Origin of the sequence: Aeromicrobium choanae (genome assembly GCF_900167475.1) — a bacterium.
GTDB classification, from domain to species: Bacteria; Actinomycetota; Actinomycetes; order Propionibacteriales; family Nocardioidaceae; genus Aeromicrobium; species Aeromicrobium choanae.
In genome coordinates, this window is sequence record NZ_LT796768.1 from 2,285,779 (window position 1) to 2,309,799 (window position 24,021).

At 70.7% G+C, this 24,021-nt stretch carries 29 protein-coding genes and 1 other RNA gene; 20 read left to right on the top strand and 10 right to left on the bottom strand.

Annotation, left to right across the window (positions count from 1 at the left end; genetic code table 11):
- Positions 1–25: 25 nt before the first annotated feature.
- The 3 genes from B5D60_RS10905 to B5D60_RS10915 all read left to right on the top strand — a co-directional run bounded on the left by B5D60_RS10905 (position 26) and on the right by B5D60_RS10915 (position 1,070).
- Positions 26–352: a hypothetical protein gene (locus tag B5D60_RS10905; RefSeq protein WP_153302982.1), complete on the top strand. Its 327-nt coding sequence runs from the start codon at positions 26–28 to the stop codon at positions 350–352.
- Between the two features lie 3 nt (positions 353–355).
- The gene (locus B5D60_RS10910; protein ID WP_078700187.1) at positions 356–565 is read left to right on the top strand and encodes a hypothetical protein; all 210 of its coding nucleotides are present in this window, start codon (positions 356–358) and stop codon (positions 563–565) included.
- A gap of 151 nt (positions 566–716) precedes the next feature.
- Positions 717–1,070 carry a histone-like nucleoid-structuring protein Lsr2 gene (locus tag B5D60_RS10915; protein WP_078700188.1) on the top strand — a complete coding sequence of 118 codons (354 nt, stop codon included), beginning with the start codon at positions 717–719 and terminating at the stop codon, positions 1,068–1,070.
- A gap of 10 nt (positions 1,071–1,080) precedes the next feature.
- Here B5D60_RS10915 and B5D60_RS10920 read toward each other — a convergent pair whose 3' ends face one another.
- Positions 1,081–2,103: an SGNH hydrolase domain-containing protein gene (locus B5D60_RS10920; protein ID WP_078700189.1), complete on the bottom strand. Its 1,023-nt coding sequence runs from the start codon at positions 2,101–2,103 to the stop codon at positions 1,081–1,083.
- Positions 2,104–2,145: 42 nt separating this feature from the next.
- The gene (locus B5D60_RS17085) at positions 2,146–2,757 is read right to left on the bottom strand and encodes a DUF2510 domain-containing protein (RefSeq protein WP_078701396.1); all 612 of its coding nucleotides are present in this window, start codon (positions 2,755–2,757) and stop codon (positions 2,146–2,148) included.
- A 105-nt stretch (positions 2,758–2,862) separates the two neighbouring features.
- Here B5D60_RS17085 and B5D60_RS10930 point away from each other — a divergent pair, with 105 nt between their 5' ends.
- Positions 2,863–3,012 carry a hypothetical protein gene (locus tag B5D60_RS10930; protein WP_153302983.1) on the top strand — a complete coding sequence of 50 codons (150 nt, stop codon included), beginning with the start codon at positions 2,863–2,865 and terminating at the stop codon, positions 3,010–3,012.
- 76 nt (positions 3,013–3,088) lie between these two features.
- A complete protein-coding gene (gene phoA / locus B5D60_RS10935; RefSeq protein ID WP_078700191.1) occupies positions 3,089–4,498 on the top strand; it encodes an alkaline phosphatase in 1,410 nt (469 codons plus the stop codon).
- Positions 4,499–4,554: 56 nt separating this feature from the next.
- Here the strand turns inward: phoA and B5D60_RS10940 are convergent, their stop codons facing one another.
- Positions 4,555–4,797, bottom strand: a complete 243-nt coding sequence (locus tag B5D60_RS10940; protein WP_078700192.1) for a hypothetical protein — start codon at positions 4,795–4,797, stop codon at positions 4,555–4,557.
- Positions 4,798–4,956: 159 nt separating this feature from the next.
- Here B5D60_RS10940 and prfB point away from each other — a divergent pair, with 159 nt between their 5' ends.
- From prfB to B5D60_RS10965, 5 genes are all read left to right on the top strand, one after another.
- Positions 4,957–6,069, top strand: coding sequence for a peptide chain release factor 2 (prfB, locus tag B5D60_RS10945; protein WP_078700193.1), 1,113 nt, complete (start codon positions 4,957–4,959; stop codon positions 6,067–6,069).
- Positions 6,070–6,076: 7 nt separating this feature from the next.
- Entirely contained in the window at positions 6,077–6,754 is a 678-nt protein-coding gene (gene cofE, locus B5D60_RS10950) for a coenzyme F420-0:L-glutamate ligase (protein ID WP_078700194.1), read from the top strand.
- Complete coding sequence (cofD, locus tag B5D60_RS10955; protein WP_078700195.1) at positions 6,754–7,695, top strand: 2-phospho-L-lactate transferase; 942 nt, start codon at positions 6,754–6,756, stop codon at positions 7,693–7,695. The genes cofE and cofD overlap by 1 nt, the downstream gene beginning before the upstream one ends.
- A gap of 259 nt (positions 7,696–7,954) precedes the next feature.
- Positions 7,955–8,350: a hypothetical protein gene (locus B5D60_RS10960; protein ID WP_078700196.1), complete on the top strand. Its 396-nt coding sequence runs from the start codon at positions 7,955–7,957 to the stop codon at positions 8,348–8,350.
- Between the two features lie 99 nt (positions 8,351–8,449).
- Positions 8,450–8,854: a hypothetical protein gene (locus tag B5D60_RS10965; RefSeq protein ID WP_078700197.1), complete on the top strand. Its 405-nt coding sequence runs from the start codon at positions 8,450–8,452 to the stop codon at positions 8,852–8,854.
- A gap of 3 nt (positions 8,855–8,857) precedes the next feature.
- Here the strand turns inward: B5D60_RS10965 and cofC are convergent, their stop codons facing one another.
- The 3 genes from cofC to cofG are packed head-to-tail and all read right to left on the bottom strand — an operon-like array spanning position 8,858 to position 13,261.
- Positions 8,858–9,448 carry a 2-phospho-L-lactate guanylyltransferase gene (gene cofC, locus B5D60_RS10970; RefSeq protein ID WP_172806338.1) on the bottom strand — a complete coding sequence of 197 codons (591 nt, stop codon included), beginning with the start codon at positions 9,446–9,448 and terminating at the stop codon, positions 8,858–8,860.
- Positions 9,441–10,880, bottom strand: a complete 1,440-nt coding sequence (locus B5D60_RS17220; RefSeq protein ID WP_078700198.1) for a flavin-containing monooxygenase — start codon at positions 10,878–10,880, stop codon at positions 9,441–9,443. The genes cofC and B5D60_RS17220 overlap by 8 nt, the downstream gene beginning before the upstream one ends.
- Positions 10,877–13,261 (bottom strand): 7,8-didemethyl-8-hydroxy-5-deazariboflavin synthase CofG, encoded by a 2,385-nt coding sequence (cofG, locus tag B5D60_RS10980; protein ID WP_078700199.1) that lies wholly within the window; start codon positions 13,259–13,261, stop codon positions 10,877–10,879. Before cofG ends, B5D60_RS17220 begins: the two co-directional genes overlap by 4 nt.
- A gap of 153 nt (positions 13,262–13,414) precedes the next feature.
- On the opposite strand from cofG, the gene ftsE reads away from it, so the two are divergent.
- The 5 genes from ftsE to B5D60_RS11005 all read left to right on the top strand — a co-directional run bounded on the left by ftsE (position 13,415) and on the right by B5D60_RS11005 (position 17,967).
- Entirely contained in the window at positions 13,415–14,104 is a 690-nt protein-coding gene (gene ftsE, locus B5D60_RS10985; RefSeq protein WP_078700200.1) for a cell division ATP-binding protein FtsE, read from the top strand.
- A gap of 5 nt (positions 14,105–14,109) precedes the next feature.
- The gene (gene ftsX / locus B5D60_RS10990; RefSeq protein ID WP_078700201.1) at positions 14,110–15,024 is read left to right on the top strand and encodes a permease-like cell division protein FtsX; all 915 of its coding nucleotides are present in this window, start codon (positions 14,110–14,112) and stop codon (positions 15,022–15,024) included.
- A 242-nt stretch (positions 15,025–15,266) separates the two neighbouring features.
- On the top strand, positions 15,267–16,571 hold the full coding sequence (locus B5D60_RS10995; RefSeq protein WP_153302985.1) for a M23 family metallopeptidase: 1,305 nt from the start codon (positions 15,267–15,269) through the stop codon (positions 16,569–16,571).
- A gap of 50 nt (positions 16,572–16,621) precedes the next feature.
- Positions 16,622–17,095 carry an SsrA-binding protein SmpB gene (gene smpB, locus B5D60_RS11000; protein WP_078700203.1) on the top strand — a complete coding sequence of 158 codons (474 nt, stop codon included), beginning with the start codon at positions 16,622–16,624 and terminating at the stop codon, positions 17,093–17,095.
- The gene (locus B5D60_RS11005) at positions 17,092–17,967 is read left to right on the top strand and encodes an amidohydrolase family protein (RefSeq protein ID WP_078700204.1); all 876 of its coding nucleotides are present in this window, start codon (positions 17,092–17,094) and stop codon (positions 17,965–17,967) included. Before smpB ends, B5D60_RS11005 begins: the two co-directional genes overlap by 4 nt.
- Before the next feature lie 42 nt (positions 17,968–18,009).
- On the opposite strand, the gene B5D60_RS11010 is transcribed toward B5D60_RS11005, so the two are convergent.
- Positions 18,010–18,567 (bottom strand): YdeI/OmpD-associated family protein, encoded by a 558-nt coding sequence (locus B5D60_RS11010; protein WP_078700205.1) that lies wholly within the window; start codon positions 18,565–18,567, stop codon positions 18,010–18,012.
- Positions 18,568–18,672: 105 nt separating this feature from the next.
- Here B5D60_RS11010 and ssrA point away from each other — a divergent pair.
- Positions 18,673–19,044, top strand: a transfer-messenger RNA (tmRNA) gene (ssrA, locus tag B5D60_RS11015).
- Between the two features lie 82 nt (positions 19,045–19,126).
- On the opposite strand, the gene B5D60_RS11020 is transcribed toward ssrA, so the two are convergent.
- Positions 19,127–20,212 (bottom strand): NADH:flavin oxidoreductase, encoded by a 1,086-nt coding sequence (locus tag B5D60_RS11020; protein ID WP_078701398.1) that lies wholly within the window; start codon positions 20,210–20,212, stop codon positions 19,127–19,129.
- A gap of 65 nt (positions 20,213–20,277) precedes the next feature.
- On the opposite strand from B5D60_RS11020, the gene B5D60_RS11025 reads away from it, so the two are divergent.
- Together B5D60_RS11025 and B5D60_RS11030 are read left to right on the top strand one after the other, a co-directional pair.
- Positions 20,278–20,679 (top strand): pyridoxamine 5'-phosphate oxidase family protein, encoded by a 402-nt coding sequence (locus B5D60_RS11025; protein WP_197684303.1) that lies wholly within the window; start codon positions 20,278–20,280, stop codon positions 20,677–20,679.
- Positions 20,680–20,689: 10 nt separating this feature from the next.
- Entirely contained in the window at positions 20,690–21,484 is a 795-nt protein-coding gene (locus tag B5D60_RS11030; protein WP_078700206.1) for an MBL fold metallo-hydrolase, read from the top strand.
- Between the two features lie 79 nt (positions 21,485–21,563).
- Here the strand turns inward: B5D60_RS11030 and B5D60_RS11035 are convergent, their stop codons facing one another.
- Together B5D60_RS11035 and B5D60_RS11040 are read right to left on the bottom strand one after the other, a co-directional pair.
- A complete protein-coding gene (locus B5D60_RS11035; protein ID WP_078700207.1) occupies positions 21,564–21,767 on the bottom strand; it encodes a cold-shock protein in 204 nt (67 codons plus the stop codon).
- 171 nt (positions 21,768–21,938) lie between these two features.
- Positions 21,939–22,937: an NYN domain-containing protein gene (locus B5D60_RS11040; protein ID WP_078700208.1), complete on the bottom strand. Its 999-nt coding sequence runs from the start codon at positions 22,935–22,937 to the stop codon at positions 21,939–21,941.
- Between the two features lie 477 nt (positions 22,938–23,414).
- On the opposite strand from B5D60_RS11040, the gene B5D60_RS16765 reads away from it, so the two are divergent.
- Both B5D60_RS16765 and B5D60_RS11045 read left to right on the top strand, forming a co-directional pair.
- On the top strand, positions 23,415–23,573 hold the full coding sequence (locus tag B5D60_RS16765; protein WP_153302987.1) for a Flp family type IVb pilin: 159 nt from the start codon (positions 23,415–23,417) through the stop codon (positions 23,571–23,573).
- 224 nt (positions 23,574–23,797) lie between these two features.
- The gene (locus B5D60_RS11045) at positions 23,798–23,980 is read left to right on the top strand and encodes a Flp family type IVb pilin (protein WP_153302988.1); all 183 of its coding nucleotides are present in this window, start codon (positions 23,798–23,800) and stop codon (positions 23,978–23,980) included.
- Positions 23,981–24,021 lie beyond the last annotated feature (41 nt).

Sequence of the window (24,021 nt, forward strand, 5' to 3'; positions counted from 1 at the left end):
AGATGCCGGTGGATACGATGGGCCCATGAGCCCCGCCCGAGTGATCACTGCCGTCACCGCCGCCCTGCTCGCCGTCGTCGCTGCCGCGACCCCGGCCGTGGCCAGCACCGCCCCCGACTCCGCCTCCTGGCCCGTGGACGAGAACGCCCTGTCCACGATCGAGTGGATCGGCTTGTTCATCGGTGGCACGGCGCTGGTCTACGTCGTCATCTGGGTCCTTGCCGCCGCGGTCAACGCCAAGAGCACGCACTTCGTCCCGGAGATCCCGCCGGCGACCCCCAAGGCCGATCACGACATCGAGGCCACGCAGCGCATGCCGCTGCCCGCCGCCGAGGGCGCCCCGAAGCACTGAGCCATGGCTGAGGACGCCCGGAACCGGTTCGCCGAGGACGTCTTCACGCACCGCGTCACGAAGGACGGCAAGGTCCTCGTGACCTGGCAGGGCCGCACCGTCACCACGGTGTCGGGCCGCGCCGCCGAGAGGCTCGTCTCCCGCCTCGACGGCGCCGACCGTCGCGAGGTGCAGCACCTGCTCGCCCGCGCCACGGGCCACTTCAAGCACTAGTCGCCCTCGCGCTTGTCCGTCGCCAGCCCCGAGAGACTCTCGCCCTTGTTCAGTCCGCAAGGAAGAACGGTGCTCTCGCTAAGGTGAATTGATGATGAGCGGGCGATATTCGCCTTTTCATCGAGGAACTCATGCCGAAGAGGGAGAAATCATGGCGCAGCGCGTGATCACCATTCTTTCCAGCGACATCTCGGGCGAGGAGATTCAGGACGGCGAGGGGGAGACGGTCTCGTTCGCGCTCGACGGCACCAGCTATGAGATCGACCTGACGAAGAAGGAGGCCGACGCCCTCCGCGCCTCACTCGAGACCTATGTCAAGGCCGCGCGCAAGGCATCGGTGCGCGGTACCTCCTCGCGCCGTGGCGGCAGCGCCGGATCCGGCTCGGGCCGCAGCCCGGAGGAGCTCACCCATGTTCGGACATGGGCGAAGGAGAACGGCTACGAGGTGAGCGAGCGCGGCCGGATCAAGAAGGAGGTCCTGGACGCCTTCGACGCGGCCCAGTGATCAGCCGGGCTCAGCGGATGATCCGCATGGCCCGGAACTTGCCGGTCAGGACGGGTGCGAGGGTCTCGGCGTAGGTCACCGTGATGTGGGTGTGGTCGCGGTAGACGTTGGCGCCGCCGATCACCGCGGGGCAGAAGCCCTTCTTGCAGAAGCGCGGACGCAGGTCGAGGGCCGTGGCGCCGCGGGTCTTCTTCGCGGTCAGCAGGAACGGGTCCCGCGAGAGGCCCGCCTTGGTCGAGACGCCGCACTTCCTCGCACCCCGCGTGGGGCCGTACTTCACGAGGCACTTCTGCGGATCACCCTTGAGGCGGGGGTTGTCGCTGAGGGCCACGATCCGCACGCCCTTGCGGATCACCGGACGCCAGAGCGCGCGCATCTTGATGACCTGCGACTTCGCGCTGCCCGACACCTGGCGCGCGTAGCCGGTCGTCACGACCACGTCCGTGCGGGGCGCCTGCTTCAGGAGCCATCGCTGGAGGTTCTTGCGGTAGATCGTGCACGGCCGGATGCGGGACTTGTCGGGGTGGTTCACCCGCGAGGTCGTCCACGAGCACGAGCCGCGCACCTGCACCTCGAGGGAGATGCGCCCCGCCTGGGCCATCTCGACGAAGGCGGGCATGATCGCGCGGGCATGGGAGTCGCCCACGAGGATCACGTGGGGACGGCCGGCGGCCCGGGTGCCGAAGGTGCAGCCGCGGTTGAGGCGGGTCTGCTGGACGCCGGACTGGTAGCACTGCTTGCCGGGGTACTGCGCCGTCTCGCGGCGGGCGACGCTCGGCCGCTGGATCAGCTTGCCCTTGAGTGCGGGGTTGTGGCACCGCTTCTTGGCCATGGACGCGGCACCGAAGCAGCGGGGCCGCGCACTCGCGGCCTGGACCGCCTGCGGCGCGACCACGGAGGCGGCGGGGGAGGTGACGACCGCAGGCCTCCTGGTGGGCTCGTGGGTCGACTCCGACGCGGCGACCAGCACGCCGGCACCCACCACGGCTGACGCGACCAGCGCGATGCGTGCTCGGAGGTGCCCCCGCTCCATGACTCCACGATCACCCCGATCGGTCGCCGTGGCAAGGGGGGATCAGTCGCTGCCGTCCAGCTTCCAGCGGCCGTCCTCACGGATGAAGGTGTACGTCTCGGAGGAGGAGAGGTCGTACTCGTCGTCGAGGTCGTCACCGCCGGACTCCTCGACCACGAGGATCCCGACCGAGCCGAGCCGCAGGCCCCAGACCGGATCTCCCTCGCGGGACACCGGCGGACGGGTGGTCAGGGAGGCGCAGGTGAACCGCTCGTCGTACAGGTCGTCGCGGAAGCTCTGCGTCGTGACGGCCACCAGCGCCGCACAGTCCTGGCTCGACTCCGCCTGGGTGAAGTCCGCGTACGTGCGCTCGAGGGGCTCGGAGTCGAACGTCCCCGAACTCCACAGGGCCACCGCCGAGAGGGCACCGACGAGCGCGGCCACCACGAACACGACGGGCAGGATCCAGACCAGCTTCGAGCGCTTCACCCGGACGAGCTCCTCGGAGCGCACCTGGGCGCGCGGCTGGGCCGCGGGCTGCGCGGGAGCCTGAGGTGCCGCAGGGCGGGTCAGGGGAGCGGTGTGCTGCGTCCACTGGGAGCCGTCGTACCAGCGCAGCTGGCCGTGACCGTCGTCGTACCAACCGGGCGGCGTGATCGGCCTGGGAGCGTCCATGGCCACCATCATGCCCCCCGGAGGGCCCGCGGCCGACGACCGATGTCCGTGCGCTCGTCGATCCTCGTTGGCGAGGGGTTCACCTGCGTCGGATCCGCTGGTGACATGAACCGACTGACGTGGCTGCAGATCCGGCGCACCGCGCTCGTGCTCTCGTGCGCGGCGTACTTCACGACCCTCGCGGTCATCGGTCAGGTCGCCGACGGCGACCCGGCTCCTGAGCTCCCGACCCGTCTGGTGGAGGCCGCTCGCTAGTGGCCGTGCCCGAATGGACCGCCCGACTTCCACCGGGGTTCACCGGGGCGTCACCCGGCCACGGTGGGCTGACGTCATGAACCTACGCACCAGCACCCGCAGTGTGGTCGTCCTCGGCACCGCATCGCTGCTCCTCGGGGGAGCAGTGGTCGGCTCGGTGGCCACCGCAGAGCGCGACCTCAGCCGCCACGGCGGCGCCGCCCGCCTCTCGGGCGACCAGACCAAGGCCGTCAAGAAGGCCATCGACGGCAGCCGCCCCGAGAACGTCATCCTCATCATCGGCGACGGGATGGGCGACTCCGAGATCACCAGCGCCCGCAACTACGTCCACGGCGCTGCGGGCACGTTCCCGGGCCTGGACCGCCTCCCGCTGACCGGCCAGTACACCACCTACTCGCTCACCAAGGATGGCAAGCCCGACTACGTGCCCGACTCCGCGGCCACGGGCTCGGCGTGGGCCACCGGCACCAAGACCTACGACAACGCGGTCAGCGTCGACATCACCGGGAAGCCGCAGCAGACGTTGCTCGAGCTGGCGAAGAAGGCCGGGTACACGACCGGCAACGTCTCCACGGCCGAGATCCAGGACGCGACGCCGGCCGTGCAGGTCTCGCACGTGACGGCCCGCAGCTGCTACGGACCCACGGCGACCACGAAGACGTGCCCCACGAACGCCAAGGAGAACGGCGGCGCGGGCAGCATCACGGAGCAGCTCCTCGACACGCGGCCCGACGTCACCCTCGGTGGAGGAGCGGCCACGTTCGACGAGACCGCCACCGCCGGGCGCTGGCAGGGCAGGACGCTGCGCGAGCAGGCCCAGCAGCGGGGCTACCGACTCGTCGACGACCTCGCGTCTCTGTCGAAGGTGAAGAGGGCCGACCAGCGCCAGCCGCTGCTGGGCCTGTTCGCCCCCGGCAACTTCCCGGTGCGCTGGACCGGTCCCGCGGCCACGGCCGACGGCGGGAAGAAGGCTCCGGTCGCGTGCACCGAGAACCCGGCCCGCACCGCCTCGCTGCCCGGCCTGGCCGACATGACGAGGAAGTCGATCGAGCTGCTCGACCAGCGGAACCGCAAGGGCTTCTTCCTCCAGGTCGAGGGCGCCAGCATCGACAAGCGGAACCACTCCTCCGACGCCTGTGGGCAGATCGGCGAGACGCTCGACCTCGACGAGGCCGTGAAGGTCGCGCTGGACTACGCGAAGAAGGACAAGAACACGACGGTCATCGTCACTGCCGACCACGCGCACACGAGCCAGATCGTCGAGGCGGGTTCGGTCACGCCCGGCGCCACGGTGAACCTGCTGACGCAGGACGGCCAGCCGATGACGATCAACTACGCGACCAGCGCCACGGCCGGCTCGCAGCAGCACACCGGATCGCAGCTGCGGATCGCGGCGTACGGGCCGCGGGCCGCGAACGTCGTTGGCCTGACCGACCAGACGGACGTCTTCTTCACCATCCGCGATGCGCTGCGGCTGGGGAGGTAGGACCCTGCGACGACAACGGCGGGCCGTCTCCCTCGAGACGGCCCGCCGTTGGCATGTCAGGCGGACAGCTCGCTCAGCGACAGGTCCCAGGCCGGGTCCAGGCCCAGGTCGCGCCACGGGTCGTCCGCCCCGAATCGGGCGATGACGACCCGCGCCGCCACCGCAACCACCAGGGTGGACGCGACGGCCAGGGCGAACGTGAGCGCGATCCCCAGCGCTGCCGCGTGCGGCACGAGCAGGAACACCAGGAGGCCCAGCTCGACGCCTGCAGCGGTGGCGGCGATGCGTTCGTTCGTCATGTCGTCTCCGATTCGATGATCGATTCCCCCGCTGGGATCATGCCCAACGGACGGAGCGGATGTGACGTGAATCACTCGAGATACCGACGGTTTCTGGATCGGGCCTGTCGCGAGGCGGTCGACAGCACCGTGCGAGGCTCGCAGCGGTAACCTCGACAAGTGGCCACCACGGACCTGAACGACCGGATCAAACAGCTCGACACGACCCTGACGTCGATCGAGCGCGTGCTCGACCTGCCGAAGATGCACGCCGAGATCGCCGATCTCCAGGAACAGGTCGGCGCGCCCGACCTGTGGGACGACCAGGCGAACGCCCAGCGCGTCACCGGGCGGCTGTCGGTGCTCCAGGCCGAGACCGAGCGGGTGGCCAACCTGCGCCAGCGCCTCGAGGACGTGGGCGTCCTGCTCGAGCTCAGTGCCGAGGAGGGCGACGCCGACTCCCTCGCCGAGGCCGAGTCCGAGGTCAACCGCCTCGCCGCGTCCATCGACAGCCTCGAGGTGCGCACCCTGCTCTCGGGCGAGTACGACGAGCGCGAGGCCCTCGTCACGATCCGCTCCGGCGCCGGTGGCGTCGACGCCGCCGACTTCGCCCAGATGCTCCAGCGCATGTACATCCGCTGGTCCGAGCGACACAAGTACCCCGTCGAGATCTACGACACCAGCTATGCCGAGGAGGCGGGGCTGAAGTCCACCACCTTCGCGATCCGCGCGCCCTACGCCTACGGCACCCTGTCGGTCGAGGCCGGCACCCACCGCCTCGTGCGGATCAGCCCCTTCGACAACCAGGGCCGCCGCCAGACGTCGTTCGCCGCGGTCGAGGTCGTGCCGGTGCTGGAGGAGACCGACAACATCGAGATCCCCGAGGAGGAGGTCCGCGTCGACGTCTACCGCTCCAGCGGTCCGGGCGGCCAGAGCGTCAACACCACCGACTCGGCGGTGCGCCTGACCCACATCCCCACCGGCGTGGTCGTCAGCTGCCAGAACGAGAAGAGCCAGCTGCAGAACAAGGCCAGCGCGATGGTGATCCTCAAGGCGAAGCTGCTCGCGCTGAAGAAGGCCGAGGAGCGCGCTCATCTCGACGAGCTGCGTGGCGACGTCCAGGCCTCGTGGGGCGACCAGATGCGCAACTACGTGCTGAACCCGTACCAGCTGGTCAAGGACCTGCGCACCGAGTACGAGACCGGCAACACCCAGTCGGTCCTCGACGGCGAGATCGACGAGTTCATCGAGGCCGGCATCCGCTGGCGCCGGAACCAGTCCACCGCGGCCTGACCCACCGATGCTGACCCTTCTCGGGATCCCCGGCCTGCCCGAGATCCGTCCCGGGGACGACATCGCCGCGCTGATCCTCGCGCACGGCTCGCTGGTCGACGGCGACATCGTCGTGGTCACCTCGAAGATCGTCAGCAAGGCCGAGGGCAGGTTCGTCCCGGCCGCCGAGCGCGAGGCCGCGATCGAGGCCGAGACCGTGCGCGTCGTGGCCGAGCGTGGGCCGGTGCGCATCGTCCAGAACCGTCTCGGCATCGTGGCCGCGGCCGCCGGGATCGACGCGAGCAACGTGCCCGAGGGCCAGGTCCTGCTGCTGCCCGAGGACCCCGACGCCTCGGCCCGCGGGATCGCCGAGGCGCTGCGCGAGGTCGCGCACGTGGGCGTCCTCGTCTCCGACACCCTGGGTCGCCCGTGGCGACTCGGCCAGACCGACGTCGCCATCGGCGCCGCCGGGGTCCAGCTCTTCGAGCAGCCCGACCGCGACGCCGACGGGCGACCACTCGCCGTGACGCTGCCGTGCGTCGGAGACGAGCTGTGTGCCGCGGCCGAGCTGGTCAAGCCCAAGGACGGCCACGTGCCCGTCGCCGTCGTGCGCGGCCGCGCCGATCTCGTCGGCGACCTCGGCCTCCCGGGAGCGCGCAGCATCATCCGCCCGCTCGAGGACGACCTCTTCAGGACGGGCGGCTGATGCGCGTCACGGTGCTCGCCGGCGGCGTCGGCGGGGCACGCTTCGTCAAGGGTCTGCGGGGTGCGCTCGGCGCCGACGACGAGATCACCGTGGTGGTCAACACCGGTGACGACCTGTGGCTGTCGGGCGTACGGCTCCAGCCGGACATCGACTCGATCCTGTACGCGCTGGCCGGGGTCAACGACACCGAGCGCGGCTGGGGCCGCGCGGGCGAGACCGAGCGCGTCAGCGCCGAGCTGCAGGCGTGGGGCGCCGGGTGGCCGTGGTTCACCCTCGGCGACCTCGACCTGGGCACGCACCTGGCACGCACCGGCTGGCTGCGCGAGGGTCTGACGCCGTCGCAGATCGCCGAGCGGCTGGGCGCCCGCTGGCCGATCGGCGTGCGCCTGCTGCCGATGACCGACGCCGAGGTCGACACCCACGTGGTCGTCGAGGGCGGCGCCCACCTGCACTTCCAGGAGTGGTGGACGCGCCACCGCGCCTCGTTGCCCGCCGTGGCCTTCGAGAACCCCGGGATCGGCGACGCCGCCCCGGGTGCCGGCGTCGTCGAGGCGATCACCGGCGCCGATGTCGTCGTGCTGGCGCCGTCGAACCCCGTGGTGTCGATCGGCCCGATCCTGAAGGTGCCCGGGATCCTCGATGCCCTGCACGGGGCGCGACGGGTCGTGGGGATCTCGCCGATCATCGGCGGCAAGGTGGTCCGCGGCATGGCCGACGCGTGCCTGCCGGCGATCGGGGTCGAGACGTCGGCCGACGCCGTCGCCCGTCACTACGGTCGTCGAGCCGATGGGGGAGTGCTCGACACGTGGCTCGTCGCCGAGGAGGACGCCGCGCTGGCTCCCGCCCTCGCGGCCGACGGCTGGGACGTGCGCGTCGAGCCGCTCTGGCTGAGCGCCCCGGAGGAGTCCGCGGCCCTCGCCCGCGCCGCCATCACCCCCTAACCAGCTTCTCCGCTGACCGCGGTCTCGATGCACCGCTCGTTCCTCGCGGCACTCGACCACCGGGTGGGCGTCGGCACCGCCGGTGATCGAGTGGTGGCACCGCCGGTGATCGGTGGCGGCACCGCCGGTGATCGAGTGGTGGCACCGCCGGTGATCGGTGGCGGCACCGCCGGTGATCGAGTGGTGGCGAGCGCAGCGAGACGCTGTATCGAGATCAGGTGCTGGTGCCTGGAGCTTTAGCGGTCGCTAGCGTGGACGCATGCGCCTCCTCGCCGCCCTGCTGCTGGCCCTCACCCTCCTGACGGGGTGCGCGGACGACGGCGATCCGCTCGCCACGACGGAGACGTCCGAGGTCGAGGCGCCCGAGGACACCCTGCCCGTGCTGGGCCTGTGGGAGTCGGAGCCGCTCGACTCGGGCCGCACCATCATGCTCACGCTCTCCGACGACAACTCGTACGTCGCGGAGAACGAGTGCCTCGAGCTGGTCGGTCGTTGGGAGCTCGCCGGCGGCCAGGTCGTGCTGACCCCCGACGAGCGCGGCAGCCAGCAGTGCGGTGATGACGCGGGTGCGCCGGTGGAGCTGCCGCCCGCGCTGACGGTCGACGGGGACACGCTGGTGCCCGAGGGCGTCGGCCCCACCTTCACCCGCAACTGAGGTGCCCGTGCGACTGTTGTGAAAGTTGCTCGCATTCCGGGCAAAAGATGAGCCCCGCGAGCTGCTGACCGCGAGCCGGCTGACCGCTACCTTGTGGCCATGCGCACCCTGGCGGTCCTCCTCCTGGCGGGTGCGTTGCTGGCCGGATGCGGGCTCGAGTCGCCGGAGAGCTATCCGGCGCAGACCACGTCCACCGGGGTCGGCGAGCCCGGGGACAGTCTCTCCGTACTCGGCGCCTGGGTCTCCGAGCCGGTCCCCGAGACGGGCCGCCGACTGATCCTGACGCTCACGGACGACAACTCCTACGTCGTCACCGACACGTGCTCGGAAGCCCCGGGCCGCTGGGACCTGCGCGGCGATCAGGTGCTGCTCACCCCGGACGAAGGCGGCGTCGTGCCGTGCGGGGACGAGGAGGACCCGCCGCTGGAGCTGGCCGACACGATGACGGTCGAGCGTGGTCTGCTCGTCCCGACCGGGACGGGTCCGGTCTTCAGCCGGAAGTGAGGCTCACAGCACGCGGCCGAGCACGGCGGTCGTGCGCGGACCGAGGGTGCCGATCAGGTGGTCGGCGTGGTCGACGTCGCGACGCAGGGTGGAGGACACCGGCACGGGCAGCTCGATGAAGCCGGCAGCCCGGTGCCGCTGCCACGAACCCGGTCCGAAGGCGGCGGGCAGGTCGCCCTCGCGCGCCGTGACCAGCGTGGTGCCCTGACGCTCCTCGTCGGGCACGGCCCCCAGCCGGGTGTCCTCGGCCAGCTCGAGCGCCTGCGCGAGGTCGCCGGGTCGCAGGCCGGGCAGGTCGCCCAGCAGCACGGCCCGATGTCCGGCCGGCGCGACGTGCAGCCCGTCGGAGATCGCCGCGGCGATGCCCCGCGGCTCGGGTTCCAGCACGACCTCCACCCCGGGCGCACCGAGGTGGGGATCGGCGGTGACCACCACGACGCGGGCCACCTCGGCGGCCGCCTCGATCGTGTCGAGCGCGATGGCGCGGGCGAGCGCGATCCGGTCGACACCGGGCAGGTCGAGGCGCGACTTGCCCAGGTGGGCGGGCTTGACCGGGACGACGACGGTCCAGGCCCGGCGGCGCCGGTCACGCACCGGCGGACTCCGAGGGCTCCTGGTGGGCCAGTCCGAAGGGCGCGGGATCGAACCAGCCGAACCGGTCGCGGAACTCCTGCGCCTTGCCGGGCCACAGCAGCACCTGGCGCCCGGACCGCTCGTCGACGTACCAGTTGCTGCAGCCCGAGGTCCACACACCGCTGCGCTCCTGGAGCTCGTCGATGTAGTCCTGCTCGGCGTCGACCGAGACCTCCAGCGGGCCGTGGCTGGTCCACGGGAGCGCGGAGGCGGCGTAGTCGGCCTGCGCCTCGATCATCAGCACGGCCGAGTTGTGGGGGAGCGTCGCGTTCGGGCCGTCGAGGACGAAGAGGTTCGGGAACCCGTGCACCACGGTGGACGCGTACGCGCGCATGCCCTGGGCCCAGTACTGGTCGAGCGAGATCCCGTCGCGTCCGGTGACGAGCTCGGCGTAGGGCTGGCGCGTGGAGTGGAAGCCGGTGGCGGCCACGACGACGTCGACCTCGTGGCGCGAGCCGTCGGCCGCGACGACCGCACCGGGCTCGTAGCCGGTGAGGGCGCCGGGGACGAGCTTCACGTGCGGCAGCCGCAGGGTGGTGAAGTAGTCGTCGCTGAACAGCACGCGCTTGCAGCCGAACTCGTGATCAGGGGTCAGCGCCTCGCGGAGCACCGGATCGGGGACCTGGCCGGCCAGGTGATCGAGCGCGCGAGCGCGGGCCTGAGCGCGGCCGTCGCCGGCGCGCTGGTCGAAGACCTCCTCCGTCTCGCGCATGAGGTTCCCACGCAGGTCGGCGAGCCGCTCGGGCTGCTGCTCGAACAGCGCGATCTCGGCGTCGGCGTAGGCGCGGTCGCCCTTGGGCAGGATGTAGGGCGCGCTGCGCTGGAGCACGACCACCGACTCGGCCCGCCGGGCCAGCTCGGGCACCACCTGGATGCCGGAGGCACCGGTGCCGACGACGGCGATGCGCTGGCCCTCGAGGTCGAGGTCATCGTCCCAGCGCGCGGTGTGGACGATCGGCCCGTCGAACCTGCCCGGCACCTCGGGCAGCCGCGGCTCGGTGAGCCGGCCGGCCGCCATGACGAGGACCTCTGCCTCCACCGGGCCGCGCGAGGTGGTGAGCCGCCAGCCCCGGCCGTCCCACGCGGCGGACTCCAGGCGGGTGGACAGCATGATGTGATCGGCGACGGGCGCGGCGGCCTCTTCGAGGTACTCGCGGATCTCGGCGCCGGGTGCGAAGACGCGGCTGAAGCCCGGGTGGGCGATGTCGGAGTAGCCGTAGAGGTGGGCGGGCACGTCGCAGGCCACGCCGGGGTAGCGGTTGTCGTGCCACGTGCCGCCGATCCCGGGACGCCGCTCGAGCACGACGAAGGACTCGCCGGCCGCGGCGAGCCGGCGCGCCATCGCGACCCCGGCGAACCCGGCGCCCACGACCGCGACGCGCACGCGGGTCATGACGCGACGCCGTAGGTCGTGGTGCGCAGCCGCAGCTGGCGCCCGAGGGTGCGGGCGATGCGCTCGGCGGCCGGGATCGTGAGCTCCTGGCCGTACTCGACGCCGGCCTCCGGCACGACGCGTCCGTCGTACAGCGTGCCGCCGAGGTCGTCGGCGCCCGAGCGCAGCACGTCGATGGCGCCCTCGACGCCCAAGCGGGTCCACGCCGCCTGCACATGGCTGATGCTGCCGTGCAGCAGCAGGCGGGCGACGGCGTGCACGGCGCGATGCTCGTCGGGGGAGTGGTCGCCGCCCGGGAACGCCATCGGCACGAGCTCGTTGAAGCCACCGGTGTCGGCCTGGATCTGCCTCAGGCGGCGCAGGTGGCGCACGCGCTGCAGCGGTGACTCGCCGTGCCCGTAGAACAGGACCGACGTGGAGTGCAGGCCCAGACCGTGGGCGGCGCGGATCGCCTGCTCCCACTCGTCGACCGGCAGGTCGCCGGGGAAGTGCCGCGCGCGATGGGCCTCGTCGAGCACCTTCACGCCCGTGCCGGGAACGGTGTCGGCCCCGGCGGCGGCGAGGGCCGCGTACTGGTCCGCCACGGTGCGGCCGGTGCGGCGGGCTCCGTCGATGACGTCGGCGGGCCGGAACGTGTGCAGGTGCAGGCCGGGCGCGGCGGCCCGAGCGGCCCGCAGCAGCTGCTCGTAGACGTCGGCCGGGGCATCGGCGGGCGCCGTGCCCTGGATGCACAGCTCGGTGGCGCCGAGGTCGACCGCGTCGGCGGCCACCCGCGCGACGAGATCGGGGTCGGTGACCCGGTCGGACCCGAGGTTGCGGTTCTGGACGAGGGAGACGGTGGCTCCCGCGACCGAGCGCCGCAGCTCGTCGGCCAGGCGGGCGAGCCGGTCGAGGTCGCTTCCCGTGGAGGTCATGAGCCGCACGTACTCGTCGTCGCTCAGGCCCGAGGGGTCGTTGGCGGCGCGGCTGAGCAGGTCGGTCGTGGTCGCGTGGTCTCGATACGCGGCTCGTTCCTCGCCTGCTACTCGACCACCGGCTGCGTCCTCGGTGGTCGCGTGGTCTCGGTACGCGGCTCGTTCCTCGCCTGCTGCTCGACCACCGGCTGCGTCCTCGGTGGTCGCGTGGTCTCGGTACGCGGCTCGTTCCTCGCCTGCTGCTCGACCATCGGATGCGTCCTCGGTGGTCGAGTAGCTCCGTGAGGAACGAGCGGGCGTATCGAGACCACCAGCCGCCATGCCCTCGGCGTCGGCGAGCGCGAGCACGGGGGCGTGGAGCACCGGGTCGATCCAGGTGTCGCGGTCGCGGATGTAGTGCGGGTGCACCGTGAGTCGCTCGCGCAGCTCGTAGCCGGCGGCGCGGGTGAGGTCGGTCAGCTGGTCGACCTGGGGCCACGGACGCTCGGGGTTCACGTGGTCGGCCGTGAGCGGGCTGACGCCGCCCCAGTCGTCGATGCCCGCCGCGACGAGCCGCGCGAGCTCATCGCGATCGGACAGGTTCGGCGGGGCCTGGATGCGGGCGTCGGGCCCGAGCACGATCCGGCTGGTGGCCACGGCGGCGATGTACGCGTCGGTCTCGGCGTCGGCGACGCCCTGCATCGCGGTGGCGGGCTTGGCGCGGAAGTTCTGGACGATCACCTCCTGCACGTTGCCGTGCCGCTCCGACAGATCGCGCAGCGCGAGGATCGTGTCGAAGCGCTCGTCGAGCGTCTCGCCGATGCCCACCAGCAACCCCGTGGTGAAGGGGATCTGCTGGCGTCCTGCGTCCTCCAGCACCTGCAGGCGCAGGGCGGGGTCCTTGTCGGGCGAGCCGAAGTGGGCTTGCCCGGGCTCGGCGAACAGCCGGTGGCTGGTGGTCTCGAGCATCATGCCCATCGACGGGGCGGTAGGTCGCAGGGAGCGGAGCTCCTCGGCCGTCATCACGCCGGGGTTGAGGTGCGCCAGCAGTCCGGTCTCGGCGGTGATCCGTCGGGCGAGGTGCCCGATGTACTCGAGGGTGGAGGCGAAGCCGTGCTGGTCGAGCCACTCGCGGGCGACGCCCCAGCGGTCCTCCGGCCGGTCGCCGAGGGTCAGCAGCGCCTCCTTGCAGCCCAGCGCGGCGCCCTGGTGGGCCACTGCGAGCACGTGCTCCTCGGACATGTACGGCGCGATGCCCTTGCGCTCCAGCTTGCCCGGCGTGTCGACGAAGACGCAGTAGTGGCAGCGGTCGCGGCACAGCGTGGTGACCGGGACGAACACCTTGCGCGACCACGTGATGACGCCGGGCCGGCCGGCCCTGGCCAGCCCCTCGTCGCGGATCCGACCGGCCTCGCGCACGAGGTCGTCGAGGTCGGCGCCACGAGCCGAGAGCATCGAGGCGGTGGCCTCGATCGCATGCAGACTCATGGTGGAACTCCCGGCGTGCTGACTGGCTCTCACCCTAACCGCCGGGCCCTCGGGCCCGCCGCTCGGCGGGGGCGCCCCGGTGAGGCGTCCTTCACAGCGAACCGGCGCGGCGGGGTCCCCGATTCCTCAGGTGCCACACCTACACTCGGTCGGGTGATTCGCTTCGACAAGGTCACCAAGACCTACCCCGGCCAGAAGCGCGCAGCCCTCGACCGACTCGACCTGGAGATCACCAAGGGCGAGTTCGTCTTCCTCGTCGGCGCGTCCGGCTCGGGCAAGTCGACCTTCCTGCGCCTGATCCTGCGCGAGGCGCGGCCCACCTCGGGCCACGTGTACGTCGCGGGCAAGGAGATCAACAAGCTCTCCAGCTGGAAGGTGCCCAAGCTGCGCCGCCAGCTCGGCACGGTGTTCCAGGACTTCCGCCTGCTGCCGAACAAGACCGTCTTCGAGAACGTGGCGTACGCCCTCGAGGTCATCGGCAAGCCGCGTGACGAGATCAAGCGGCTCGTGCCCGAGACCCTCGACCTGGTCGGCCTCGACGGCAAGGGCCACCGCCGCCCCGACGAGTTGTCCGGCGGTGAGCAGCAGCGCGTCGCGATCGCGCGCGCCTACGTCAACCGGCCGATGATCCTCATCGCCGACGAGCCCACCGGCAACCTCGATCCCAGCACCAGCGTCGGCATCATGAAGCTGCTCGACCGGATCAACCGCGAGGACACCACTGTCCTGATGGCCACCCACGACTCCTCGATCGTCGACCAGATGCGCAAGCGCGTCATCGAGCTCGACGAGGGGCGCGTCGTGCGCGACGAGGCCCGCGGCATCTACGGCTACGAGAACTGAGACCCATGCGAGCGATCCTCAACGAGCTGCGCGCCAGCCTGACCCGCAACACCTCCATGACGATCTCGCTGATCGTCACGATGAGCGTGTCGCTGCTGCTGGCCTCCCTCGGCCTGCTGATCCAGGCCCAGGCCGAGCGCACCGAGCAGTACTTCGGCGACCGCCTGCAGCTGCAGGTCAACCTGTGCACCAAGAACTCCCCGGCGGCCACGTGCGTCGGCGGCGCGGCCACGGACGAGCAGAAGCAGGCCGTCCAGGACGCGCTCACCGACAACCCCGAGGTCCGCGACTACACGGTCCGCAGCCCGGAGGAGAACTACGCCCAGGCGCGTGAGCTCCTCGGCCAGACCGACACGGGCCGGAAGCAGCTGGAGACCCTCGGCGTCGACTCGTTCCCCGAGTCGTACTTCGTCACCCTGAAGGACCCGCAGCAGTTCGACGGCGTCGTCAGCGAGGTCTCGGGCATGGACGGCGTGGGCAACGTCAACTCCCTGCGCGACCTGCTGGGCCCGCTGTTCGAGATGCTCGACAAGATGCAGTGGGCGGCGCTGGCCACGGCCGGCCTGCTCATCATCGCGGCGATCCTGCAGGTCTCGAACACGATCCGCATGACGGCGTTCGCCCGTCGCCGCGAGATCGGGATCATGCGCCTGGTGGGCGCCTCCAGCTGGCACATCCAGGCTCCCTTCGTGCTCGAGTCGCTCGTGGCGGCGTTCATCTCCGCCGCCCTCGCGGCCGCCGGACTGGCGGCGTTCATGCACTTCGTGGTCTACGGCTACCTGCGCGACACCCTCGGGAGGATCACCACGTGGGTCCGCTGGGAGGACGCCTTCCTCGTCATGGGCATGACCACGGTCCTGGCACTGTTGCTGGCCCTCGTGCCGACCTTCGTGATGACGCGCAAGTACCTCGACGTCTGACCCGCGGGCCTCGCTCCGCCCCGCGCCCGCGCCCGCCCTCCACTTTTGGAAACGGATTCACGTCCGGGGACCCGATCCGGGTGAAACCGTTGCCAAGAGTGGCGAGGGGCGGCCCGGGTGCTCGCCCCCGGTGACACGCGCGGGCCACGGGCTCACGCCAAACTCTCAACCTGAGGCGTAGAGTCACTCGCGTCACATCGCACGATTCCGTCCTGACGGACACTTCCCCGGATTCGAGGCACATGACGAGATTGCGCAAGCCGCTGCTCGCCCTCGCCCTCAGCGCCATGCTGGTGGCCGGCTTCAGCGCGCCCACCTTCGGTGGCGAGAAGGACGATATCAAGCGCGAGCAGCGCCAGAACAACAAGAAGCTCAAGGACGCCAAGAACGAGGTCCAGGAGTCCACGAAGGCTGCCCGCGACGCGAAGCTCGCCCTGATCAACGCCAACACGAAGCTGTCGGCCGCCCAGTCCGAGCTCGGGAGGACCCGCGGCAAGCTCGCGGTCGCCCAGGCCGAGGACGCCCGGCTGCGCGCCGAGCTCGACAAGGCCGAGGCCGAGCTGTCGGCCGCCGAGGCCCGCCTCGAGAAGGCCGAGCGGGAGCTCAAGCAGTCCCGCGGAGCGGTGGAGTCGTTCGCCGTGGAGTCCGTCATGGCCGGCGACGCCGGACTGAAGGCCTTCGGCGACCTGCTGCGCGGCAACGACCCGGGCCTGTTCTCCGAGCAGATGAGCGCCAAGACGTCGATCGGCGACGCCCAGGTCGCGGTCATGCAGGAGCTGGCCGCGTCCGAGGTCATGCTCGGCATCGAGCGCGACCAGGTCGAGCGCCTGCGCGACCGTGTCGCCGACCAGAAGCAGCAGGCCGAGGCCGTCGTCGTGCAGATGGAGGCGCTGACCGCGCAGGCGCAGGCGCAGGCCGCGGCCGTCGCGAAGCTCGTGTCGGCCCGTGCTGGCGCCAAGCGCACCGCCGATGCCACGCTCGCCGACGACCAGCGGATGCTGGCCGAGCAGGAGGCCGAGCGCGCCCGCCTGGAGAACCAGATGGCCGAGATCGTCCGCAAGGAGCTCGAGGCCGCCGAGCGCGCCCGGAAGAAGAAGGGTGGCGGCGGTGGAGGTGGCGGCGACAACGGCGGCGGCACCACCGGCGACTCCGGCGGCGCCCTGAACCGCCCGGTCAGCGGCCCGATCACCTCGCCCTACGGCATGCGTCGCCACCCGATCACCGGCGTCTACAAGCTGCACGACGGCACCGACTTCGGCGTGGGCTGCGGTGTCCCGATCCGCGCGGCCGCCGGCGGCACGATCGTCTCGCAGTACTACAACGGCGGCTACGGCAACCGCGTCATCCTCAACAACGGCGTCAAGCGCGGCAAGAGCGTCATCACGACCTACAACCACCTGTCGCGGTTCGCCCGCAGCAGCGGCTCGAAGGTCAAGCGCGGCGAGGTCATCGGCTACGTGGGATCCACCGGCTACTCCACGGGGTGCCACCTGCACTTCATGGTGCTGGTCAACGGCGGGACCACGAATCCGATGAACTGGCTCTGACCCGTCACTGGCCCTGACCTGACGTTCGCCCGACCTGACACAATGGTCGAATGGCCAAGGAGACCGGTCGCAAGATGATCGCGCAGAACAAGAAGGCGCGGCACGACTATCACATCGAGGACACCTACGAGGCCGGTCTGGTCCTGACCGGCACCGAGGTCAAGTCGTTGCGTCAGGGTCGTGCCTCGCTCGTCGATGGCTTCGGCGAGATCGACCGCGGCGAGGCCTGGCTGCTGCAGGTGCACATCCCGCAGTACGACAACGGCACGTGGACCAACCACGAGACGCGGCGCCGTCGCAAGATGCTGCTCAACAAGCACGAGATCGAGAAGATCGAGCACCGCACGCAGTCCAAGGGCCTCACGATCATCCCGCTGAGCCTGTACTTCAAGGATGGCCGGGCGAAGGTCGAGATCGCCCTGGCCCGAGGCAAGAAGGCGTACGACAAGCGCCACGCCATCGCCGAGCGCCAGGCGTCGCGCGATGCCGAGCGTGAGGTGGGTCGCCGCCTCAAGGGCATATGACCTGGCAGGACGCCGATCTCGCCGCGTACCTGGAGCGGCTGGGGGTGCCGGGGATCGTCGACGTGCACGTGCACTTCATGGCCCCGCCGGTGCTGGCCAAGGTGTGGGCCTACTTCGACGCGGCCGGACCCAAGCTGGGCCGCCCGTGGCCGATCCACTACCGCACGAGCGACGAGGAGCGCGTCGAGACGCTGCGGACGCTTGGGGTGAAGCGGTTCACCGCGCTGTCGTACGCGCACAAGCCGGGCGTCGCGGGCTTCATGAACGACTGGCTCGCGGGCTTCGCGGAGCGCGTCCCCGACTCGGTCCGCTCGGCCACGTTCTACCCCGAGCCGGAGGCCGCCGAGTATGTGCCCGCGGTGATCGCCGACGGCGTCGGCGTGTTCAAGGCCCACCTGCAGGTGGGGGAGTTCGCGGCCGACGACCCGCTGCTCGACCCCGTCTGGGCCGCGATCGAGCAGGCGCAGGTCCCGGTGGTCCTGCACGCCGGCTCGGGCCCCATGCCGGGCCCTCACACGGGCCCGCGCGGGGTGGCCGCCGTGCTGGAGCGCTTCCCCCGGCTGCCGCTGGTGATCGCGCACCTCGGGATGCCCGAGGTCGAGGCGTTCTGCGACCTGGCCGAGCGATTCGAGAACGTGCGCCTCGACACGACCATGACGTTCGTCGACTTCTTCCCCGACCCGCCGCCGGCCGACCCGCAGCGCCTGCTGGCCCTGCAGGACAAGATCGTCTTCGGCAGCGACTTCCCGAACATCCCGTACCCCTACGCCCACCAGGTCGAGGCCCTCGACCGGCTCGGCCTCGGCGACGACTGGATGCGGGCGGTCCTGTGGCACAACGGCGCCGATCTGCTCGGCCCCGGCGCTTCCTGACCCCCGCACCCGCGACCCTGGTTGGCGCCACTCGACGGACGGTCAGGCGCCTGGGCGGCCCGCCAGCTGCGCGACCGACCGCTCCAGGAGCCGCGCCCGGGCCGCGGGCGTCCCGGCCTTCAGCAACGGCAGCACGATGGCGTAGCGCGCGGTGAGCCCCAGTCGCTCGAACGCCTCCGCCGCGAGGGGAGCCGCGGCCAGCGCGGCGACCAGGTCGGGAGGCACCTGCGCCTCCGCCTGGCGCACGTACGCGGCGTCCCACCGGCCGTCCGCCCGAGCCGCCGCCACCTGCGCGAGGCCACCCGCACGCATCCGGCCGGCCGCCTCGAGAGCCTCGACCTTGGCGACGTTCACCTGCGACCACGGACTCCGGGCCCGACGCGGCGAGTAGCGCTGCAGGAACGAGACCTCGTCGAGCGACCGGCGCAGTCCGTCGATCCAGCCGTGGCACAGGGCGCCGTCGAGCGCGTCGCCGATCGTGAGCAGGGCGACGTCGGCGTTCTTGCGCCGGATCCGCAGCCACGCCTCGGACGCGGTGGCGTGGTGCTGCTCCAGCCAGTCGTCCCACGCGCCGGCATCGGCGAACTCCAGCACGTCCATCGGCACTCCTCGAGGATGTCTCGGGTCCACGCTAGGCCCGTGACGACCGAGGCGGAACAAAACCCTCGGCGGGGCGGTTAGGATGGGTGTATTGACAATTTCAGAGGGGCTGATCGGTTTCGACTGTGGTCGTTCGAATCCAGGAGAAGCGGGTAGAGAAGGCAACGTCATCTCTTTAACGTTCGTTGCAAACCCATAAGTGCCGATTCCAAGCGCACTGACTTCGCCCTCGCTGCCTGACAGCGACTTGCGGAGGGTGGACCCGGGAGCGTCCTCGTCCCGGATCGTCCATCTCATCTAGAGGACTTGCTGATCTGATCGTGTAGCGCGGCCAGATCGGGACTTTTTCGCTACTGAGCCTGTCGGTGACGCGTTCGTCCGAGCGCCGGGGCTGAGAAAAGCGTCAGACGAACTGCACCCGGAGAAGACCTGTTTCAGCGCCAGAGGACCCGGGTTCGATTCCCGGCAGCTCCACCCTTGCTCCTCGTGAGTGTCATGCAGACTGAGGCCGCCCCCACCGGGGGCGGCCTCAGTGCTTGGTCTCCATGCTTCGGGGGTCTCAGGCGACGAAGTCGTCCCAGCCGTCGGCGAGGTAGTCGATGAACGCCGCGCCGAGGTGCTCCTGTCGCAGCCGGTCGCGGCTGAACGGCTGCGGGTCGCTCACGAACTCCGGCGACTCCGCCGCGAGCCGTGGCAGGTCGTGGTGGATGATCGCGGCCGTTCCCACGGTGACGAAGTCGGCTCCTCGCGCGAGGCACCAGTCGGCGTCCTGTGCCGAGAGGATCTTCCCGGCCACGCCGAGACGGGTGCCGTGGCGCGGCAGGTCGAGGTACTGGTCGATGAGCAGACCGCCCAGGTCGGGCTCGCGCGGCGCCTTCGCCACGTCCCAGAGGGAGAGGTCGACGTAGTCGGCGTCACCCGAGGCGAGCAGCTGCTCGACCAGCGCGCGCGAGTCGGCCACCGTGATGCCGTAGCCCTCGGGCGACACGCGGACGCCCACCTGGAAGTCGGGCCCGGTCGCGGCGCGGATCCCGCTGAGCACCTCGCGCAGCGGACGGCTCCGTGCGTCGAGCGACCCGCCGTACCCGTCGGTGCGGTGGTTCTTGCGTGCGTCGAGGAACTGGCACAGCACGTAGCCGTGGGCCCCGTGGATCTCCACCCCGTCGAAGCCGGCGTCCTGGGCCCGGACGGCCGCGCGCACGAAGTCGTCGATCACGCGCTGCACGTCGGTGGTCGAGAGCGCCTCGACGCCGCGCTCCGGATCGGCCCACGGTGCGACGGTGGGCCGCCCCGTGACCGTAGCGTCGGCGCGCATTCCGCCGTGGTGCAGCTGGATGGAGGAGACGGCCCCGAGCTCGCGGATCCCGTCGGCCAGTCGCCGTAGGCCTGCGTCGTGCCGGTCGTCGCTGATGCCGAGCTGTCCCTTCCAGGCCTGTCCCTCGGGCGACACGTACGCCGCGCAGGTCATGACGAGGCCGAACCCACCGCGCGCCCGCGCGACCAGCCAGGCGTACTCGTCGTCGGACAGCGTCCCGTCGGCGTGGCTCTGCTTGTTCGTCAGGGGAGCGAGCGTCCAGCGGTTCGGCCACGCGGGACCGTGGGGGAGTCGCAGAGGAGCGGCGGGTGAGGTGGGAGAGGTCGGCACGCCCTTCACCCTACGATCCGGCACCCGGGCCGAGCGTCCGAGGCGGGCCCGCGATGATGGAGCCCATGACCGACGTCTGGCTGCCCGAGGGTGACTTCCTGACCGATCGCCACCTGGCGACCCTGTCCACGATCGGACCGGGTGGCCGCATTCACGTGGTCGCGGTCGGGTTCACGGTGCACGAGGGGATCGTGCGGATCACGACGATGGACGGCAGCCAGAAGATCCGCAACGTCGAGCGCGACCCACGCGCGACGGTGGCCCAGGTGGCCGGGCCCCAGTGGCTCAGCATCGCCGGCACGGCCGAGATCCTGCGCGACCGAGAGTCGATCACTCTCGCCGAGAACCTCTACGCGCAGCGCTACCGCCAGCCCAAGGAGAACCCGCGGCGCGTCGTCATCGCGATCACGCCCGAGAAGGTCATGTGCTCGCCCGGGCTGCGCGGCGCGGCGCCGGCCCACGGCTGACGCGAACATCGTGGACGTGCTGCTGCTGGGGACGGGCTCGGCTGACGGCTGGCCGTCGCCGTTCTGCCGGTGCGACTCGTGCACGACGATGCGCGAGCGCGACGTGCTGCGGACCCCCACCAGCGTGCTGATCGACGGAAGGGTGTGGATCGACCCGGGGCCCGAGGCCGCCCGGCAGGCGCTGCGTGCGGGCGCTGACTTGGTCGACGTGCACACGGTGCTGGTCTCGCACGCGCACTCCGACCACCTGGATCCCGCGTTCCTGCTGCACCGCGGCTGGGTCAGCGACCGCCCACTCACCGTGTACGGACCGGCGCCCGCGATCGCTCGGTGCCGCGACTGGCTCGCGCCCGGCCAGACCTCGGTGCGGCTGGTCGAGGTGACGGCGGGGGAGCGGTTCACCGCGGGGGAGTACCGGATCACGGTCGTCCCGGCGGCTCACGAGGCACTCGGCGAGGCCGCGCTCTACCGGGTCGATGCGGAACGCTCCCTGTTGTACGCCTGCGACACCGGCCCGTGGGCCGACGGAGCGCTGCGGCGGATCGGCGAGCAGCGGCTCGACATCGTGCTGATGGAGCAGACGTTCGGCGATCGGCTCGACCTCGCGGGCGGGCGACACCTCGGGCTGGAGACCTTCGGTCAGTCGGTCGCGGCGCTGCGCGCGGCGGGACTGGTGGACGAGGCGACCCGCGTGGTGGCCGTGCACCTGAGCCACCACAACTCACCCGAGGTGGAGCAGCAGCTGTGTGCGATGGGGGCCGAGGCCGGCCGTGACGGGCAGCGCCTCCGCGCTCGCGACCTGTAGCGCCGTCCGGGTGCCCCGGAAAAGAGGAAAGCCCCCGCCGAAGCGGGGGCTTTCCGTGGAGTTCTCGCGTTGCGAAAGCTCAGATCGCGCGGATCTTGGCGGCCTGCAGGCCCTTCTGGCCCTGCGTCACCTCGAACTCGACCTTCTGGTTGTCCTCGAGCGAACGGTAGCCCGAGCCCTGGATCTCGCTGAAGTGCGCGAACAGGTCCTCGCCGCCGTCGTCGGGCGCGATGAAGCCGAAGCCCTTTTCAGAGTTGAACCACTTCACAGTTCCGGTAGCCATGTTGTCTCCTTGGGAGGTTGTGCGCACTCGTGAATCGCGTACGGCTTGTTGTCACGCGTCACTTCGAACCAAAGAGAAAACCGAAAAGCCTCAACGAGGCTCGACCATCAATCTGCCGAGTCATGCCATGCAACTGACTCGAGCCTAGTGCATGGACCCCCGTCCGGCCAATCAGTGCCCCGGACGAAGTCGCACCTTCCGTGTCTGGTTCGCCTCGTCGACCTCCACGACGGAGTTCCGCGACTTCAGGAAGTCCGTGAACGTCTTGAAGCCCAGGTCCTTCTCGTTGAACGAGGAGTCCATCCGCTTCATCTGGCTCTTGACGGTGCCCGAGTGGATCCACTCGTCCTCGGAGTCCTTCTCGCCCAGCAGGCGCAGGGCGCGCAGCAGCAGCCGCGTGGCCTGGCGGGTGAGCGCGAGCTCGTCGTCCTCGTCGTCGGCGACCCCACCCGCGGGGACGAAGATCGGCTTGAGGACCGGCGCGGCATCGGCCGGGGCGTCGGACGTGACCTCGGCCTCCTGCTCGGGCTCGGCGGCGGTGGACTTCGACCCCGAGCGGCGCGAGGACTTCTTCGCCGTCCTGCGCGGCGGGGGAGAGGCCTTCTCGACCTCGGCCTCGTCACCACGATCGGCCAGGCCCGGGAGGTTGTCGTACGTCAGGAGCTCGTCGCACGCGGCGGCGAGGGAGCGGCTGGTGGCGCCGGCGACGCCCACGGCCACGACGTAGCGGCCCATGCGCTTGAGCCGCTGGGCCAGCGGGATGTAGTCGGAGTCGCCGGCGGCCAGCACGACCGTGCTGACCTGCGGCATGCGTCCCATGTCCTCGAGGGCGTCGACGGCCAGCCGGATGTCGGCACCGTTCTTGGAGCCCGAGGCGGGGAACAGCTGCACGAGGTCGATGGCGCGGTCGACCAGCTGCTTCTTGTAACGCACGTTGAACGGCATCGACCAATCGGCGTACGCCCGCGTCAGGGCGAGTCGGCCGAAGGAGGAGGCGTAGTCGAGGATCGCGTGGACGTCGACCTCGGCGGCCTGGAGCCTGGCCTCGTCGAAGCCGGCGTCGCGGTCACGCCAGAAGGACTGCTTGCCGTGCACCTGGTCGTAGCGCGAGATGACGATGTTGTCGAAGTCCAGGTAGACGGCGACGGCGGAGTCGCTCGGGGAGGTCATGGGTCCAGTCTGCCCGTCGAGTCGTTCTCCGCCCCGGTCGCGGTGGGTGGCGTGGGCAGGAACCACGCCGCGACGGACACCGCGAGTCCTCGTCCTCGAGCACCGGGCATCGCCAGCGCGGTCGAGGAGGAGGCCACCAGGACGGCGAGGGCGGCCGGGTGTGACGAATCGGACACTCCCGCCAGGACCGCTCCGACCACTCCCACGAGCGCCGCCCGGCCCACCCCGACGGCCACCGGGACCCGCCAGGTCGACGGCACCGCCAGCAGCGGGTCAAGCCACCCGATCGCGCAGATCAGCCCGAGGGTCTCGAAGGTCGTCCTTCGATGGTCGGTCGGTTCCGCGGAACCGGCGAAAGATCGCGGGATTCTTGGCGAAACGCCCCTTGAGCCACCCAGGCGTGCACTACCTTCAGCCCCAAGCGTCACATGGTCCCGTCTCGGGACGGGCTGACGACACGGCCCCCCAGGAGAAGACATGGACCAGCAGCAGCCCGCCTTCGGCGGGGAGCGCGGAGCGACCGCTACGGAGTACGCCCTGCTGATCTCCGGCGTGGCCGTGATCCTTGTGGGCGTCATCGTCATGTTCGGCGAATCGCTGGCGGCGAGCCTGGCCGACTTCTCAATCATCTTCTGAGGCTCCACACCTACGGGCGCTGGGGCTTGGGCCCCAGCGCCTTCGTGTGCCCGAAATCACAGTCACATCAGTCCCATCAGTCACGGTAGTACCAAAGGACTATTTTCTTCGCTTGGGCGTGTTTGTTTCACAAAAAGCGTCACCGGTGCGATACAGCCCCATTAGCGTTCGTTTTGGGACTTCGCAGTATGCGAGTTCACCACGACACACAGAGGAGAAAACCCATGCTGCAGATCTTGAACTTCCTGGCCGCCTTCACCGCCGAGCGTGACGAGAAGGGCGCCACCGCGACCGAGTACGCGCTCATCATCGCCGGCATCGCCGTCGCCATCGTCGGCGCCATCGCCATCTTCGGTGGCGAGCTCACCGGCTTCTGGGAGGGTCTGGGCACCCAGCTCAACCTCTGATCGGAACGGTTCACACGAACCGACCCTGGGTGTGCCGCGTC

What these genes read in the sequence shown, in the direction of transcription:
- B5D60_RS10915 (WP_078700188.1), top strand. Translation starts at nt 717, where the DNA reads ATGGCGCAGCGCGTGATCACCATTCTTTCCAGCGACATCTCGGGCGAG.
- B5D60_RS17220 (WP_078700198.1), bottom strand. Translation starts at nt 10,880, where the DNA reads ATGACCCGCGTGCGCGTCGCGGTCGTGGGCGCCGGGTTCGCCGGGGTC.
- B5D60_RS10910 (WP_078700187.1), top strand. Translation starts at nt 356, where the DNA reads ATGGCTGAGGACGCCCGGAACCGGTTCGCCGAGGACGTCTTCACGCAC.
- B5D60_RS11035 (WP_078700207.1), bottom strand. Translation starts at nt 21,767, where the DNA reads ATGGCTACCGGAACTGTGAAGTGGTTCAACTCTGAAAAGGGCTTCGGC.
- B5D60_RS10905 (WP_153302982.1), top strand. Translation starts at nt 26, where the DNA reads ATGAGCCCCGCCCGAGTGATCACTGCCGTCACCGCCGCCCTGCTCGCC.
- cofE (WP_078700194.1), top strand. Translation starts at nt 6,077, where the DNA reads ATGCTGACCCTTCTCGGGATCCCCGGCCTGCCCGAGATCCGTCCCGGG.
- B5D60_RS16765 (WP_153302987.1), top strand. Translation starts at nt 23,415, where the DNA reads ATGGACCAGCAGCAGCCCGCCTTCGGCGGGGAGCGCGGAGCGACCGCT.
- phoA (WP_078700191.1), top strand. Translation starts at nt 3,089, where the DNA reads ATGAACCTACGCACCAGCACCCGCAGTGTGGTCGTCCTCGGCACCGCA.
- B5D60_RS10995 (WP_153302985.1), top strand. Translation starts at nt 15,267, where the DNA reads ATGACGAGATTGCGCAAGCCGCTGCTCGCCCTCGCCCTCAGCGCCATG.
- B5D60_RS10940 (WP_078700192.1), bottom strand. Translation starts at nt 4,797, where the DNA reads ATGACGAACGAACGCATCGCCGCCACCGCTGCAGGCGTCGAGCTGGGC.
- B5D60_RS11040 (WP_078700208.1), bottom strand. Translation starts at nt 22,937, where the DNA reads ATGACCTCCCCGAGCGACTCCGCCGTCGCCGTCTACCTGGACTTCGAC.
- ftsX (WP_078700201.1), top strand. Translation starts at nt 14,110, where the DNA reads ATGCGAGCGATCCTCAACGAGCTGCGCGCCAGCCTGACCCGCAACACC.
- B5D60_RS10965 (WP_078700197.1), top strand. Translation starts at nt 8,450, where the DNA reads ATGCGCACCCTGGCGGTCCTCCTCCTGGCGGGTGCGTTGCTGGCCGGA.
- smpB (WP_078700203.1), top strand. Translation starts at nt 16,622, where the DNA reads ATGGCCAAGGAGACCGGTCGCAAGATGATCGCGCAGAACAAGAAGGCG.
- B5D60_RS11010 (WP_078700205.1), bottom strand. Translation starts at nt 18,567, where the DNA reads ATGGACGTGCTGGAGTTCGCCGATGCCGGCGCGTGGGACGACTGGCTG.
- B5D60_RS11025 (WP_197684303.1), top strand. Translation starts at nt 20,278, where the DNA reads ATGACCGACGTCTGGCTGCCCGAGGGTGACTTCCTGACCGATCGCCAC.
- B5D60_RS10920 (WP_078700189.1), bottom strand. Translation starts at nt 2,103, where the DNA reads ATGGAGCGGGGGCACCTCCGAGCACGCATCGCGCTGGTCGCGTCAGCC.
- B5D60_RS10930 (WP_153302983.1), top strand. Translation starts at nt 2,863, where the DNA reads ATGAACCGACTGACGTGGCTGCAGATCCGGCGCACCGCGCTCGTGCTC.
- B5D60_RS11005 (WP_078700204.1), top strand. Translation starts at nt 17,092, where the DNA reads ATGACCTGGCAGGACGCCGATCTCGCCGCGTACCTGGAGCGGCTGGGG.
- B5D60_RS11045 (WP_153302988.1), top strand. Translation starts at nt 23,798, where the DNA reads ATGCTGCAGATCTTGAACTTCCTGGCCGCCTTCACCGCCGAGCGTGAC.
- B5D60_RS17085 (WP_078701396.1), bottom strand. Translation starts at nt 2,757, where the DNA reads ATGGACGCTCCCAGGCCGATCACGCCGCCCGGTTGGTACGACGACGGT.
- cofG (WP_078700199.1), bottom strand. Translation starts at nt 13,261, where the DNA reads ATGAGTCTGCATGCGATCGAGGCCACCGCCTCGATGCTCTCGGCTCGT.
- cofD (WP_078700195.1), top strand. Translation starts at nt 6,754, where the DNA reads ATGCGCGTCACGGTGCTCGCCGGCGGCGTCGGCGGGGCACGCTTCGTC.
- B5D60_RS10960 (WP_078700196.1), top strand. Translation starts at nt 7,955, where the DNA reads ATGCGCCTCCTCGCCGCCCTGCTGCTGGCCCTCACCCTCCTGACGGGG.